This is a genomic window from Knoellia altitudinis, from assembly GCF_042666355.1.
GTDB lineage: Bacteria > Actinomycetota > Actinomycetes > Actinomycetales > Dermatophilaceae > Knoellia > Knoellia altitudinis.
The window spans coordinates 698715-711243 of record NZ_JBHTDK010000002.1 but is presented as its reverse complement, the minus strand read 5'-3'; the positions used below and the strand labels follow the sequence as shown (position 1 = coordinate 711243).

Below are 12529 nucleotides of genomic sequence, written 5' to 3'. Positions count from 1 at the left end.
GTACTGCACTGGTGACGGTGTGGGAGAGTAGGACGCAGCCGGACAAACATTCACCGGAATGGCCCGCCAACAATGGCGGGCCATTTCGCATTTGGGGTCTGTGCCGTGCAGCACCGGGCCCTAGACTGCATCTGCTCGACGCGGCTGTTGTCGCCAGATCTGCCCTGGAGGGTACGCATGACCAACGAGAACCGTGGACCGCGCCGTGACGGCGGGCGCGACGACTCGCGCCGTGGAGGGTCCGATCGTGACGCCTCCCGAGGACGCGACGCCAGCGGTCGCGGACCGCGAGGGGGCGACCGACCGGACCGTGGCCGGGACGAGCGCCGCGACGGAGGATCCGCCGGCCGAGACAGTGGCCGGCCGGCTCGCGGTGGCGTGGACCGGGACCGTGAACAGCGGGGCGGCCCTCGCCTGGCACCCAAGACTGGGCGCCGCCCCGAACCCCGCATCCCGGACGGGGTCACCGGCAAGGAGCTCGACCGTTCGGTGCATCAGCAGCTGCGCACCCTGAGCAAGGAGAACGCCGAGGGCGTGGCCCAACATCTCGTCATGGTGGCGGCGATGCTCGAGGCCGACGAGATCGAGAACGCGATGGCTCACGCCGAGACCGCGGTGCGCCGGGCCGGCCGCGTTCCCGCGGCTCGTGAGGCCCTGGGCATGGTGGCCTACCGCTCCGGCGACTTCGCCCGTGCCCTCGGGGAGTTCCGCACCGTGCGCCGGATCAGTGGCTCGGACCACCTGATCCCGCTCATGGTCGACTGCGAGCGGGGGCTCGGGCGGCACGAGCGCGCTCTGGATCTGGCGCAGTCCGCCGAGGCCAAGCGCCTGCCGAAGGAGGAGCGGGTCGAGCTGGCCATCGTCATCAGCGGCATTCGTCGTGACCTCGGCCAGACCGACGCTGCCCTGGTCGCTCTGCAGATCCCGGAGCTGAAGAAGTCGAACCAGCCCCGGCTGGCCTACGCCTACGCCGACACGTTGCTCGGGCTCGGGCGCGTGGAGGAGGCCCGCAACTGGTTCGAGAAGGCCGCGGACGCCGATGTCGAGTACGAGACCGATGCGGTGGAGCGTCTCGAGGAGCTGGACGGGGTGAGCGCGACCGATCTGCTCGGAGGCGCCGACGAGGAGGACGAGGCCACGGAGTGAGGCTCGTCGACCGCTACGACGCGATCGTCTGTGACCTCGACGGAGTCGTCTACCGCGGTGACCCTGCGGTGCCGTATGCCGTGGAGTCCCTGTCCGCAGCGGGGATCCCGATCCAGTTCGCGACCAACAACGCCTCACGCCCACCGCATGAGGTGGCGGCCCACCTGCGGCGGCTGGGCCTGGACGTCTCCGACACGGACGTCGCCACGAGCAGCCAGGCAGCTGCGTGGCTGCTCACCCGTCACCTCGAGCCCGGTTCCGCGGTGCTGGCGATCGGGGGCGAGGGAGTGGCGCACGCGCTGCGCGAGACCGGGTTCGTGCCGGTGACCTCTGTCGAGGACGAGCCGGACGCCGTCGTCCAGGGGTACGGCCCTGACGTGCGGGCCTCGGACCTGGCGCAGGCGGCATACGCCGTGCAACGCGGAGCGTTGTGGCTGGCCACCAACACCGACCACACGCTTCCCACTGCCCACGGGCTCGCGCCGGGCAACGGTGCCATGGTCCTCGCCGTGGGTGCAGCCGTCGGGCGCCGCCCGGACCTTGTCGCCGGCAAGCCGGACGAGCCCCTGTATCTCATGTGTGCCGAACGGCTCGGGGTGTCACCGGATCGCGTTCTGGCGGTCGGCGATCGGCTCGAGACCGACATCGAGGGCGCTCACCACGCGGGGATGGACTCGCTCCTCGTCCTCACCGGCGTGCACGGTGTGCGAGACGCGGTCGCAGCTTCCGCCGTCGCCCGCCCCACGTGGGTCGCACCTGACCTGCGCTCCCTCTTCACGGACGTCGTCGAGCTCGAGCGCACGGCCGAGATCCTCGGGCGTGAGTGGGAACGGCTCGATGCGGGACCCGCCAGCGATGACGCGACAGGAGCACTGCCGCCCGAGCTTGCGGCGCTGGCCGACTGACGGGACTCTGCGGGCACGACCCGCCGAGTAGCGTGTGCGGGAACCACCACGAACCACAGGAGGAACCATGGCCAAGCGGTCGATCCAGGGATACGTCGAGCTGGCGTCCGGACTGGGCGAGATGACCAAGGGTGCTGCCAAGGACGCAGCCGCCGAGCTGGTCTCGCTCACCAACGCCGACCTGTCACCCAAGAAGGTCACCAAGCAGGCGACCAAGCTGGCTGATGACCTCATCGCCGCCGCCAACACGAACCGCAGGAACCTGGTGTCGCTCGTCCGCTCCGAGGTGGACCGGGCCGTGCGCCGGCTCGACGTGCCTGGCCTCCAGCAGGAGCTGTCGACGGTGACGGACACCGTCCACGCCCTGCGTGCCCAGGTCGAGGACCTGGCCTCGACCCTGTCCGGTCGGTCGGCGAGGACCGTGCCCGGCGCTGCATTCAGCCCTGCCGACGTCGTCGGCACCGCGGGTGCGGTCGCGCATGACACCGTCGCGGTCGCGGGTGCCGCCACGACGCCCAGTCGCCGCCCCGCCCGCTCAGCCCTGAAGAAGGCCACGCCCGCCGAGAAGTCCGCTCCGGCGAGGAAGGCGTCATCGGCCGGCACGTCCGCTCCCACCAAACAGGCGTCACCCGCCAAGAAGGCGAGCACGGCGAAGCGGACCACCGCCACGAAGTCAGCCCCTGCCGAGAAGGCGTCACCCGCCAAGAAGACGAGCACGGCGAAGAAGACCGCCGCCACGAAGTCCGCTCCCGCCAAGAAGGCGTCGACGGCCGGGACGACCACGGGGAGGAAGGCCACGACGAAGACGTCCGCCTCGGCGGCCAAGAAGTCAGCTCCCACCAAGAAGTCGTCGACGGCCAAGAAGTCCACGTCCGCGTCCAGGGCCACCACGACGGCGCCCGGCAGCACCCCCGCGGCGGGCGGCGCGTGAGCGAGCGGTTCGCCGGGGGGGCCGAGGAGACCGAGGAGGACGCTCTGGGGTCGGAGCCGGCGTCCTCTGACGGCTTCGGAGTGCCGGAGGGGCCCGGACCCGAGCCCCAGCCTGCGGCGCCAGCTGCCCCGGAGACGGGCGACCTCGTCATCGACGCCGCCCTGCGAGATCTCGCCGAGACCCCCGGCGACGACCTCGACGCGCAGATCGAGCGCGGCGAGCAGGTCCAGCGGACGCTGCAGGGCCGGCTGAGCGACCTCGGAGGCTGACATCACCCGGCTGGACGCCGAGCTCGTGCGACGTGGGCTCGCCCGATCCCGCGGGGAGGCGAGGGAGCTGGTCGACGCAGGGCTCGTCACCCTGGACGGACGCGTCGCGCGCAAGCCGGCCAGCGCCGCCGACGGCTCGAGCGCGTTGGAGGTGTCGAAGGACCGTCCGAGGTGGGTCGGTCGCGCCGCGCACAAGCTCGACCACGCCTTCACGACGTGGGCGCCCCTGGGCCTCACCGCGGAGGCACGCATCTGCCTCGACGTCGGCGCCTCGACGGGCGGCTTCACCCAGGTGCTGCTGGCCCGCGGCGCGAGCCACGTCGTGGCCCTCGACGTGGGCCGCGACCAGCTCGTCGCGGAGCTGCGCCACCACCCGCGGGTCACCGAGCGCAGCGGCACCTCCATCCGCGATGTGGGGCCGGAGGACCTCGGGACCTTCGACGTCGTCGTCGGCGACCTGTCGTTCATCTCGCTGACCCTCGTGCTCGAACCCATCAGCCGGCTGGCCAAGTCCGGCGCGGACGTCGTCCTCCTGATCAAGCCGCAGTTCGAGGTGGGCCGCGGGCGCCTCAGCAAGAACGGCGTCGTCACCGACCCGCGGCACCGGCGCACGGCTCTTGTCGACGTGGTGGCCGCGGCCGAGCGTGCCGGGTTGGGCCTCCACGGACTGGTCCGGAGCCCGATCCATGGGGGAGAGGGCAACACCGAGTACCTCTTGTGGGCACGGTCAGGGGTCTCGGGCACGATGGACCCCGTTGCGGTGGCCGCCGCAGTCCGTGAGCTGAGCAAGGAGGTCAGGCCGTGACCGAGTCACGACGCATCCTTCTCGTCGTGCACCCTGCGCGGCCCGAGGTTCATGACCACGCGCTGGGCGTCGTCAAGCGCCTCACGGCAGCCGGCGTGGCGGTCGCGGTCATCAGCGCGGAGATGCGCGGCACCCCCCTCGAGGGCGCGCCGGACCTCATCAGCGCCGATCCCGACGACCCGGCCCGGGGCTGCGAGCTGGTCTGCATACTCGGCGGTGACGGTTCGATCCTGCGTGCGGCCGAGCTCTCGCGTGGCTCCGGGGTCCCGCTGCTCGGGGTGAACTTCGGACACGTCGGTTTCCTCGCCGAGGTGGAGCGGGACGACCTCGACGTCACGGTCGAGCGGATCGTCTCGCGGGACTACGCCGTCCAGGAGCGCATGACCCTCGAGGTGGTCGCCGTTCACGAGGGCAGGACCGTCTTCCAGAGCTGGGCTCTCAACGAGGTCACGGTCGAGAAGGCTTCGCGCGAGCGGATGATCGAGCTCACCGTCGAGATCGACGGTCGTCCCCTGTCGACCTGGGGATGCGACGGTGTGGTCATGGCGACGCCCACGGGATCCACCGCCTACGCCTTCTCTGCTGGTGGACCGGTCGTGTGGCCGGACGTCGAGGCCATGCTCCTCGTGCCGATCAGCGCGCACGCCCTCTTTGCCCGGCCCATCGTCGTCGGGCCCGAGAGCCGGCTGGCGGTCGAGGTGGTGCCACGGACCGAGGGTGCCGGGGTCGTCTGGTGTGACGGCCGCCGAGCCATCGACCTGCCCCCGGGCGCCCGCATCCAGGTGCACCGCAGCCCCGACCCCGTCCGGCTCGCACGTTTTGCCGGCTCGCCGTTCACCGACCGGCTCGTCGAGAAGTTCGACCTGTCGGTGCACGGCTGGCGTGGGGCCGCACGCCGGGCCAGCGAGACCAGCGCCGAGACCAGCACCGGGTCCTCCAGCGAGACGGGCTGACCGGGCGCCGTGCTGCAGGAGATCAGGATCCAGGACCTCGGCATCATCGATGAGTCGCTCATCGAGTTCGGGCCGGGGCTGACCGTGCTCACCGGCGAGACCGGCGCCGGCAAGACGATGGTCGTGACGAGCCTCGGGCTGCTCCTCGGCGCCAGGTCCGATGCCGGCCTCGTACGCGAGGGCGCCGCCCGGGCCGTCGTCGAGGGAGTGTTCGACGTGCCCGCCGACCACCCGGCGACGCTGCGGGCCACCGAGGCCGGAGGAGAGGTCGACGACACGCTCGTCCTCGTCCGCACGGTCCAGACCGAAGGGCGTTCGCGCGCCCACGTGGGGGGACGCAGCGCACCGGTCGGCGTGCTGGCCGACCTCGGCGAGCACCTTGTCGCGGTCCACGGGCAGGCCGACCAGTGGCGCCTGCGCCGACCCGAGGAGCACCGCGAGCTGCTCGACGCCTTCGGCGGGGAGGCCCTGGGAGCTGCACGGACGGCATACGAAAGCAGGTATGCCGCGCACGCGGCGGCCGTGACCGAGCTCGAGTCCCTGCGCGCTGCCGCGCGCGAGCGCACCCAGGAGCTGGACCTGCTCCTGCGAGGGTTGGAGCGCATCGAGGCGGCCGAGCCCACGCCGGGCGAGGACGTGGCCCTGCGGATCGAGGACGAACGTCTCGCCCACGCCGAAGAGCTGCGCCAGGGTTCGGCGCAGGCCCAGGATCTCCTCGCGGGTGGCGACGACGCCGACGGACGAGCCGATGACGGCGTCATCGGCGCCCTGTCCCGCGCTCGGTCGGCGCTGAGCCAGGTCAGCGCCAACGACCCGGCGCTGGCCGACCTCGAACGCCGGCTCACAGAGGTCACCCACCTGGTGAACGACCTGGCCTCCGACCTGTCCGGTTACGTCGCCGACATCGACCTCGATCCCGGGCGCCTCATGTGGGTGCAGGAGCGTCGAGCCCTGCTCAGCGAGCTCACCCGCAGCTATGGCGACACCGTGGACGACGTCCTGGCGTGGAGCGCCACCGCCTCGCGTCGGGTGCTCGAGCTCGAGGGCGATGACGATCGCATCAAGGAGCTCGAACGCGAGGTCGACGAGCTCGACGTGCGTCGCGCTGCTGCCAGCAAGGTGCTCAGCACGGCCCGTCGCAAGGCGGGCAAGGCACTGGCGACGCGCATCGGCGAGGAGCTCTCGCACCTCGCGATGGGCTCGGCTCGGGTCGTCGTCGGAGTCGAGCCCTCGGGCCGGCTCGGCCCGCACGGCGCCGACGACGTCGAGATCGGTCTCGCCGCCAACGTGGGCAGCGCCGCCCGAAGCGTCAGCAGGACGGCGTCCGGAGGTGAGCTCTCGCGGGTGATGCTGGCGATCGAGGTCGCCACCGCAGAGGCCACCGGCTCGGTGCCCACGTTCGTCTTCGACGAGGTCGACGCCGGTGTCGGCGGCCGCGCCGCGCTCGACGTGGGAGCCCGGCTCGCCGCCCTCGCCCAGAAGGCGCAGGTCATCGTCGTCACCCACCTCGCGCAGGTCGCGGCCCACGCCGACCACCACCTCGTGGTGTCCAAGTCCGACGACGGGCAGGTCACCCGCAGCGGGGTCCGTCGGGTCGAGGGGGAGGACCGGGTCACCGAACTGGCCCGGATGCTTGCCGGGACCGTCAGCGAAGCGGCTCTCGACCACGCCCGCGACCTGCTCGCCGACCTGGGGCAGAGCACCCCCGCCTGACCGGCCGTGCCCTCCGCGGCCGTCGTGCGCCAGCGTGGCACGATGTGCTGGATGCCCTTCACGACTCGACTTCGACGCGAACGCGACCCCGGACCCGCCGGTGTGAGCGGGCCTGCCCGGGTGGATCCCCGCACCAAGGACCTGACCAAGCGGCTCAAGCCCGGCGACATCGCCGTCATCAACCACGTCGACATCGACCGGGTGAGCGCCGAGGCGCTCGTCGCCTGTCGGCCTGCTGCAGTGGTCAACGCCGCGGCGTCGATCTCGGGTCGCTATCCCAACCTGGGTCCTGAGATCCTGCTCGCCGCAGGCATCCCGCTGCTCGACGCCGTCGGCGACGAGGCCATGGCCGTGGCGGAGGGCACCCTCGTCCACCTGGACGGCGACAGCCTCATGGCCGGCGAGAGGGTGGTGGCGACCGGCCAGTCCCTGGACGACGCCACTGTCGTCGAGTCGATGGCGGTGGCCAGGGCTGGGCTCAACGAGCAGCTCGAGGCGTTCGCCGCCAACACGATGGAGTACCTCAAGCAGGAGCGAGCCCTCCTCCTCGACGGTGTGGGTGTCCCCGACATCACGACCGACCTCGAGGGTCGCCACGTCCTCATCGTCGTCCGCGGCTACCACTACAAAGAGGACCTCAACATGCTGCGGTCCTACATCCGCGAGTACAAACCCATCCTCATCGGCGTCGACGGGGGGGCGGACGCCATCGTCGAGGCCCGGCACAAGCCCGACCTCATCGTCGGCGACATGGACTCCGTCTCGGACGCGACGCTGAGGTGTGGGGCCGAGGTCGTCGTCCACGCGTATCGGGACGGACGCGCGCCCGGGCTCGAGCGGGTGCGCGACCTCGGTGTCGAGCCCGTCGTCTTCCCGGCCACCGGCACGAGCGAGGACATCGCGATGCTCCTGGCCGACGACAAGGGCGCGACGCTCATCGTCGCCGTCGGCACCCACGCCACGCTCATCGAGTTCCTCGACAAGGGGCGGTCGGGCATGGCCAGCACGTTCCTGACCCGGCTGCGCGTCGGCGGCAAGCTCGTCGACGCGAAGGGGGTGAGCCGTCTCTACCGCTCACGCATCTCCGGGAGCTGGCTCGTCTTCCTCGTCCTCGTCGGCCTGACCTCGCTCGCTGCCGCACTCTGGGCCACGCCCGGGGGGAAGGTGCTGCTCCAGGTCGTCGGCGCCCGCCTCGACGACCTCTGGTCCGCACTCGGAGGAGTCTTCACGTGATCGACTTCCGCTACCACCTCGTCTCGATCGTCTCGATCTTCATGGCCCTCGCGGTCGGGATCGTGCTCGGAGCGGGTCCGCTCAAGGGGTCCATCGGCGACACCCTCACGCAGGAGGTCACCCAGCTCCGCGAGGACCGCGCTGCACTGCGCAGCGAGCTCGATGTCGCACGCAAGGCCGGGAGCACGCGCGACGACTTCAACGACGCCGCCCGGACCCGGCTCGTCGGCGGCACCCTCACGGGCGCGACGGTCGCCCTCGTGCTCCTGCCCGGCGCCGACGCCGACCACGTGACGGACGTCGCCGAGACGCTCACGGCGGCAGGCGCCTCGGTCGTCTCGCGCACCACCGTGGAGGACGCCTGGGTGCCCGAGGACGACGAGGCCCGCGCGCAGCAGGCCACGATCGCCTCCGAGCAGCGGCGGGCGCTCGGTCTGCCCCAGGCGGGGGAGTCGAGCACCAACCCTCTCGATGATGTGTTCGCCAGCGCCCTGCTCGCCCCGAACTCGGGCACCAACAGCGACGCAGGCAAGGGCGCCCTCGATGCTCTCGCGGCGGCCAAGCTCATCGACGTCGAGACCGCCGACCTCGTGCGCGCCAGCTCCGCGGTCCTCATCGGGGCACCGATCAAGGGCGACGTCGTGGCCGAACGTGACCGCAGCGCGACCAGCCTGGTCACCCTCGGTGCGGCCCTCGACCGCTCCGGTGCAGGGGCCGTCCTTGCGGAGGACGTGGGAGTCAGCGGCTCGGCCGGCGCTGCGTCCGTCGTGCGCGCTGCTCGCAGCGACGCCGAGACGTCCCGGGCTCTGTCCACGGTCGACGACGTCAGCCTGCCCTTGGGACAGATCAGCGTCGTCTATGCCCTGGTGCAACAGATCGCCGGCGGCGTGGGTCAGTACGGCCTCGGCGACGGTGTCTCGGCCGGCTACCCCCCGATCCCGGCACCATGAGCCGACGCCCGCTCGTCGGGGCCGTCGTGGCTGCGGCCGCGGCGGGCGCCGCGATGCTGGCGCGTCATCAGGTGCCCGCGCACCTGCGCGAGCCGTGGGACCGCACCAACCACGCGGGGCGCACGGTGAGCCTGCTCGAAGGGCCGGTGTATGCCGTGGCAGCCGCAGTGGGCACGCTTGCAGCGGGATCACCGTCGGCCCCCGGCCTCGTGGCAAGTCTCGGGGCCGGCGCGTTCGGTGCCCTGGACGACCTGGCCGGGGACTCGTCGAGCAAGGGTCTCAAGGGCCACCTGGGGGCCCTGGCTCGCGGTGAGGTGACGACCGGTGCGATCAAGATCGCGGGTCTCGCCGCGACCGGTCTCGCCGCGGCCGCAGTGACCGACCGCCGGGTCGGTCGAGGGCTGCTCACCACTCTGGTCGGTGGTGCTGCGATCGCGGGTTCGGCCAACCTCGCCAACCTCTTCGACCTGCGTCCCGGACGCACTCTCAAGGTCACGACCCTGGCGGCGCTGCCGTTGCTCATGCCTCCCCATGCGAACGGCGCTGCCACCGCAGCAGCCGCGCTCGGTGCTGCAGCGGGCACCCTGCCCAGCGACCTGCGCGGGGAGTCCATGCTCGGCGACACCGGAGCGAACGCCGCCGGTGCCCTCGTCGGCCTCGCACTCATCGAGCGCAGCGGGTTGCGTGGACGCATCGTGCTGCTCGCCGTCACCGCGGGCCTCACCGTCCTCTCCGAGAAGGTGTCGTTCAGCCGGGTCATCGAGGGCAACCCGGTCCTGCGAGCCATGGACTCCTGGGGTCGCCCGTGACGACCCGGTCGGTGGGCCAGTCCGTGGCCCGGGCCGCTGTCGTCGTCGCCGTCGCCACCCTGCTGGCCCGCCTCGCCGGTTTCGTCCGAACCCTCGTCTTCTCGGCCAGCGTGGGCACGAGTCCCGTCGGCGACACCTACCAGACGGTCAACACGCTGCCCAACGTCGTCTACGAGGTGGCGGCGGGTGGTGCTCTCGCAGCGATCGCGGTGCCGTTGGTCGCCGGTCAGCTCGGATCGGGACGCCGTGAGGACGCAGACCGCGCGGGCTCGGCCCTGCTGACCTGGGCAGTGCTCATCCTCCTGCCGCTCGCCGCCGTCGTGTTCGTGGCGGCACCCTGGCTCAGCGACCTGCTTCTCGACGACTCCGAGGTGCCGGGCAGCGTGGACCTCGGCGCCTCCATGCTCCGGATCTTTGCGCCGCAGGTGGCGCTCTACGGCATCGGGGTCGTCCTCGCCGGGATGCTCCAGGCGCACCGCCGCTTCCTGGCGGCTGCTCTCGCGCCGCTGCTGTCGAGCCTGGTCGTGATGGCTGCCTATTTCGCCTACGGTCAGCGGATCAGCAGGCCGGTCGCTGTGGAGCAGGTGCCGTCGGACGCGGTGTGGATCCTCGCCGGCGGCACGACCCTGGGGGTCGTCGTGCTGAGCCTCCCGCTCTTCGTGCCGGCCCTGCGTGCGGGCATCCGCTTCCGTCCGACCCTGTCGTTCCCGGGCGACCTGGGCGTTCGGGCAGCCGGGCTGGCGGGTGCGGGTGTCATCGCCCTCGCAGCGCAGCAGGCCGCGGTGTTCCTGACCCTGTGGCTGACCCACTCACCACGGACCGTCGACACGGGCGCCGTCAACGTCTACGCCTACGTCCAGGCGGTCTACCTCCTTCCGTATGCCGTCCTGGCCGTTCCCATCGCGACGGCCGCCTTCCCGTCCCTGGCCAGTGCCGAGGCAGCGAGGGGCACGACGGGCGACGACTCAGCCCCCGCGACCCTGGCGCGAAGCCTTCGCGGCATCCTGCTCCTCACCTCCGGAGCCGTGGCGGTCCTCATCACCGTCTCGCGCCCGGTCGGCCGGTTCTTCCTCGCCCTGGACCGCGGGTCTATCGGTCCCGGCCAGTCGGCGCTCGCCGCCCTGCCGGGTGCGCTGACCTCCTACGCACCGGGCCTCGTGGGCTTCAGCGTCGCGGCCCTGCTCACGCGAGCCCTCTATGTCCGAGGACGCCCCGTCCACGCGGCCGTCGCCGTCGGGGCAGGCTGGGCGGTCGCCGGCCTCGTCCCGGTCCTGACGATCCCGGACGGGTCTGATGCGGCCGCGACGCTGACTGCCCTCGGCATCGCGTCGACGTGCGGCATGACCATCTCGGCCCTCGCGCTGGTCGTCCTGGTCCGCCGATCGTGGGGGGTGGCGGCGCTGGCAGGTAGCGGTCGCACGCTCGCTGCCGCAGTCGTCGCCGTCGCCCTGGCCATTGCCGTCGGAGACACCCTCGAGCGCCTCGCCGACTGGAGCGGTCTCGTGGGGTCGGTGCTGGCGGGCCTCGCCGTCGCAGTGGTCACCATGGGCGTCCACCTCGGGGTCATGGCGCGAGCCGACCGCTCGGGCATGAGCGCACTTCGAGAGCGTGGTCGGCAGCGGCGCCGCAAGGAGACCCGGGCATGACCATCGTCGTCGTGGCCCGGCGTCAACGCTCGGGAGGGGAGTCCTGATGCGCATCGTCCAGCTCATCGGTCGCAGCACGGGCGGGATCGGCACCCATGCCGTCGACCTGACGCGCCACCTCCGCAGCCTCGGCGATGACGTCGTCGTCGTGACGGATGCCCTCACGGCGGGACGCTTCGGGCTGGACGACGCCCGACAGTGGTGGCCGTCCGGCCCTACCGCCGGTTCCCTCCGCAACCTCCTGCGACTGCGCAGGCTGGCCCGCTCGGCCGAGGTGGTCCATGCCCACGGACACCAGGCGGGACTGCTGGCCGTGTTGACGACGACGGGGACGGGGGTGCCGGTGATCGTGAGCCAGCACAACGCCGTGCTCGCCGGTGGATGGCGACGCCGGCTGTCCTCGCGCCTCCTGCAACGCATCGTCGCTGGGCGGGCCGCCCTGACGACAGGCGCGAGCAGCGACCTCGTCGTCGAGGCGCAGCGGCACGGCGCCCAGCAGGCGGAGCTCGCCCCCGTCCCGTCGCCCCGGGTGCCCGACCTGTTGGCAGCAGCCCCCCTCTCTCGGGGAGAGCGCTCTGGCTCGGCCGCGACACTGCTGCGGGAGAACGGGGTGTCGGGAGAGGGGCCGATGATCCTCACGATCGCCCGCATCGCTCCCCAGAAGCAGCTGGACTCCCTCATCGACGCGGCGTCCGTCGTGGGCGTCACCGCGACCTGGGTCGTGGTCGGTGACGGTGACCCCGCCCTGCTGTCGAGACTGCGGGAGCGGGCGGGCGACGAAGGCGTCCCGGTGCACTTCGTCGGCCCGCAGAGCGATCCCACCCCATGGCTTCGGGCGGCCGACGTGTTCGTGCTGACGAGCACCTGGGAGGCTCGGGCGCTCGTCGTCCAGGAGGCCATGGCGGCCGGGGTCCCGGTCGTCACCACCGACACCGGCGGTCTCCGCGACCTCGTCGAGGGCGTCGGGGAGCTTGTGCCCGTGGGCGACGCCTTCGCGCTGGCGTCGGCCGTGAGGCGGTTGCTGACCGACCAGCAGCTCCGAGCCTCCGCCGCCGAGACCGGCCGCGAGCGGGCCGCCCAGTGGGCCGACGGCGCCCAGACCGCCCTCCGGTGGCAGGAGAGGTACGCGCGGGTGGCGCGTACGGGGTAGGGCTGACCACACGGCATAC

At 72.1% G+C, this 12529-nt stretch carries 12 protein-coding genes; all 12 read left to right on the top strand.

The window, feature by feature from the left end:
* Positions 1–177: 177 nt before the first annotated feature.
* The 12 genes from ACFQW8_RS18140 to ACFQW8_RS18085 all read left to right on the top strand — a co-directional run bounded on the left by ACFQW8_RS18140 (position 178) and on the right by ACFQW8_RS18085 (position 12510).
* A complete protein-coding gene (locus tag ACFQW8_RS18140; RefSeq protein ID WP_380089789.1) occupies positions 178–1146 on the top strand; it encodes a hypothetical protein in 969 nt (322 codons plus the stop codon).
* Positions 1143–2051 (top strand): HAD-IIA family hydrolase, encoded by a 909-nt coding sequence (locus ACFQW8_RS18135; RefSeq protein ID WP_380089787.1) that lies wholly within the window; start codon positions 1143–1145, stop codon positions 2049–2051. The genes ACFQW8_RS18140 and ACFQW8_RS18135 overlap by 4 nt, the downstream gene beginning before the upstream one ends.
* Before the next feature lie 67 nt (positions 2052–2118).
* A complete protein-coding gene (locus ACFQW8_RS18130; protein ID WP_380089785.1) occupies positions 2119–2982 on the top strand; it encodes a hypothetical protein in 864 nt (287 codons plus the stop codon).
* Positions 2979–3251, top strand: a complete 273-nt coding sequence (locus tag ACFQW8_RS18125; protein WP_380089783.1) for a hypothetical protein — start codon at positions 2979–2981, stop codon at positions 3249–3251. The genes ACFQW8_RS18130 and ACFQW8_RS18125 overlap by 4 nt, the downstream gene beginning before the upstream one ends.
* A 1-nt stretch (position 3252) precedes the next feature.
* The gene (locus tag ACFQW8_RS18120) at positions 3253–4056 is read left to right on the top strand and encodes a TlyA family RNA methyltransferase (RefSeq protein ID WP_380089831.1); all 804 of its coding nucleotides are present in this window, start codon (positions 3253–3255) and stop codon (positions 4054–4056) included.
* Positions 4053–5009 carry an NAD kinase gene (locus ACFQW8_RS18115; RefSeq protein ID WP_380089781.1) on the top strand — a complete coding sequence of 319 codons (957 nt, stop codon included), beginning with the start codon at positions 4053–4055 and terminating at the stop codon, positions 5007–5009. The genes ACFQW8_RS18120 and ACFQW8_RS18115 overlap by 4 nt, the downstream gene beginning before the upstream one ends.
* Positions 5010–5018: 9 nt before the next feature.
* Entirely contained in the window at positions 5019–6722 is a 1704-nt protein-coding gene (recN, locus tag ACFQW8_RS18110; RefSeq protein WP_380089780.1) for a DNA repair protein RecN, read from the top strand.
* A gap of 51 nt (positions 6723–6773) precedes the next feature.
* On the top strand, positions 6774–7955 hold the full coding sequence (steA, locus tag ACFQW8_RS18105) for a putative cytokinetic ring protein SteA (RefSeq protein WP_380089778.1): 1182 nt from the start codon (positions 6774–6776) through the stop codon (positions 7953–7955).
* On the top strand, positions 7952–8905 hold the full coding sequence (locus tag ACFQW8_RS18100) for a copper transporter (RefSeq protein WP_380089776.1): 954 nt from the start codon (positions 7952–7954) through the stop codon (positions 8903–8905). The genes steA and ACFQW8_RS18100 overlap by 4 nt, the downstream gene beginning before the upstream one ends.
* Entirely contained in the window at positions 8902–9714 is an 813-nt protein-coding gene (locus tag ACFQW8_RS18095) for a hypothetical protein (protein ID WP_380089775.1), read from the top strand. The genes ACFQW8_RS18100 and ACFQW8_RS18095 overlap by 4 nt, the downstream gene beginning before the upstream one ends.
* Positions 9711–11360: a murein biosynthesis integral membrane protein MurJ gene (murJ, locus tag ACFQW8_RS18090; RefSeq protein ID WP_380089772.1), complete on the top strand. Its 1650-nt coding sequence runs from the start codon at positions 9711–9713 to the stop codon at positions 11358–11360. Before ACFQW8_RS18095 ends, murJ begins: the two co-directional genes overlap by 4 nt.
* 46 nt (positions 11361–11406) lie before the next feature.
* Positions 11407–12510, top strand: coding sequence for a glycosyltransferase family 4 protein (locus tag ACFQW8_RS18085; protein ID WP_380089770.1), 1104 nt, complete (start codon positions 11407–11409; stop codon positions 12508–12510).
* Positions 12511–12529 lie beyond the last annotated feature (19 nt).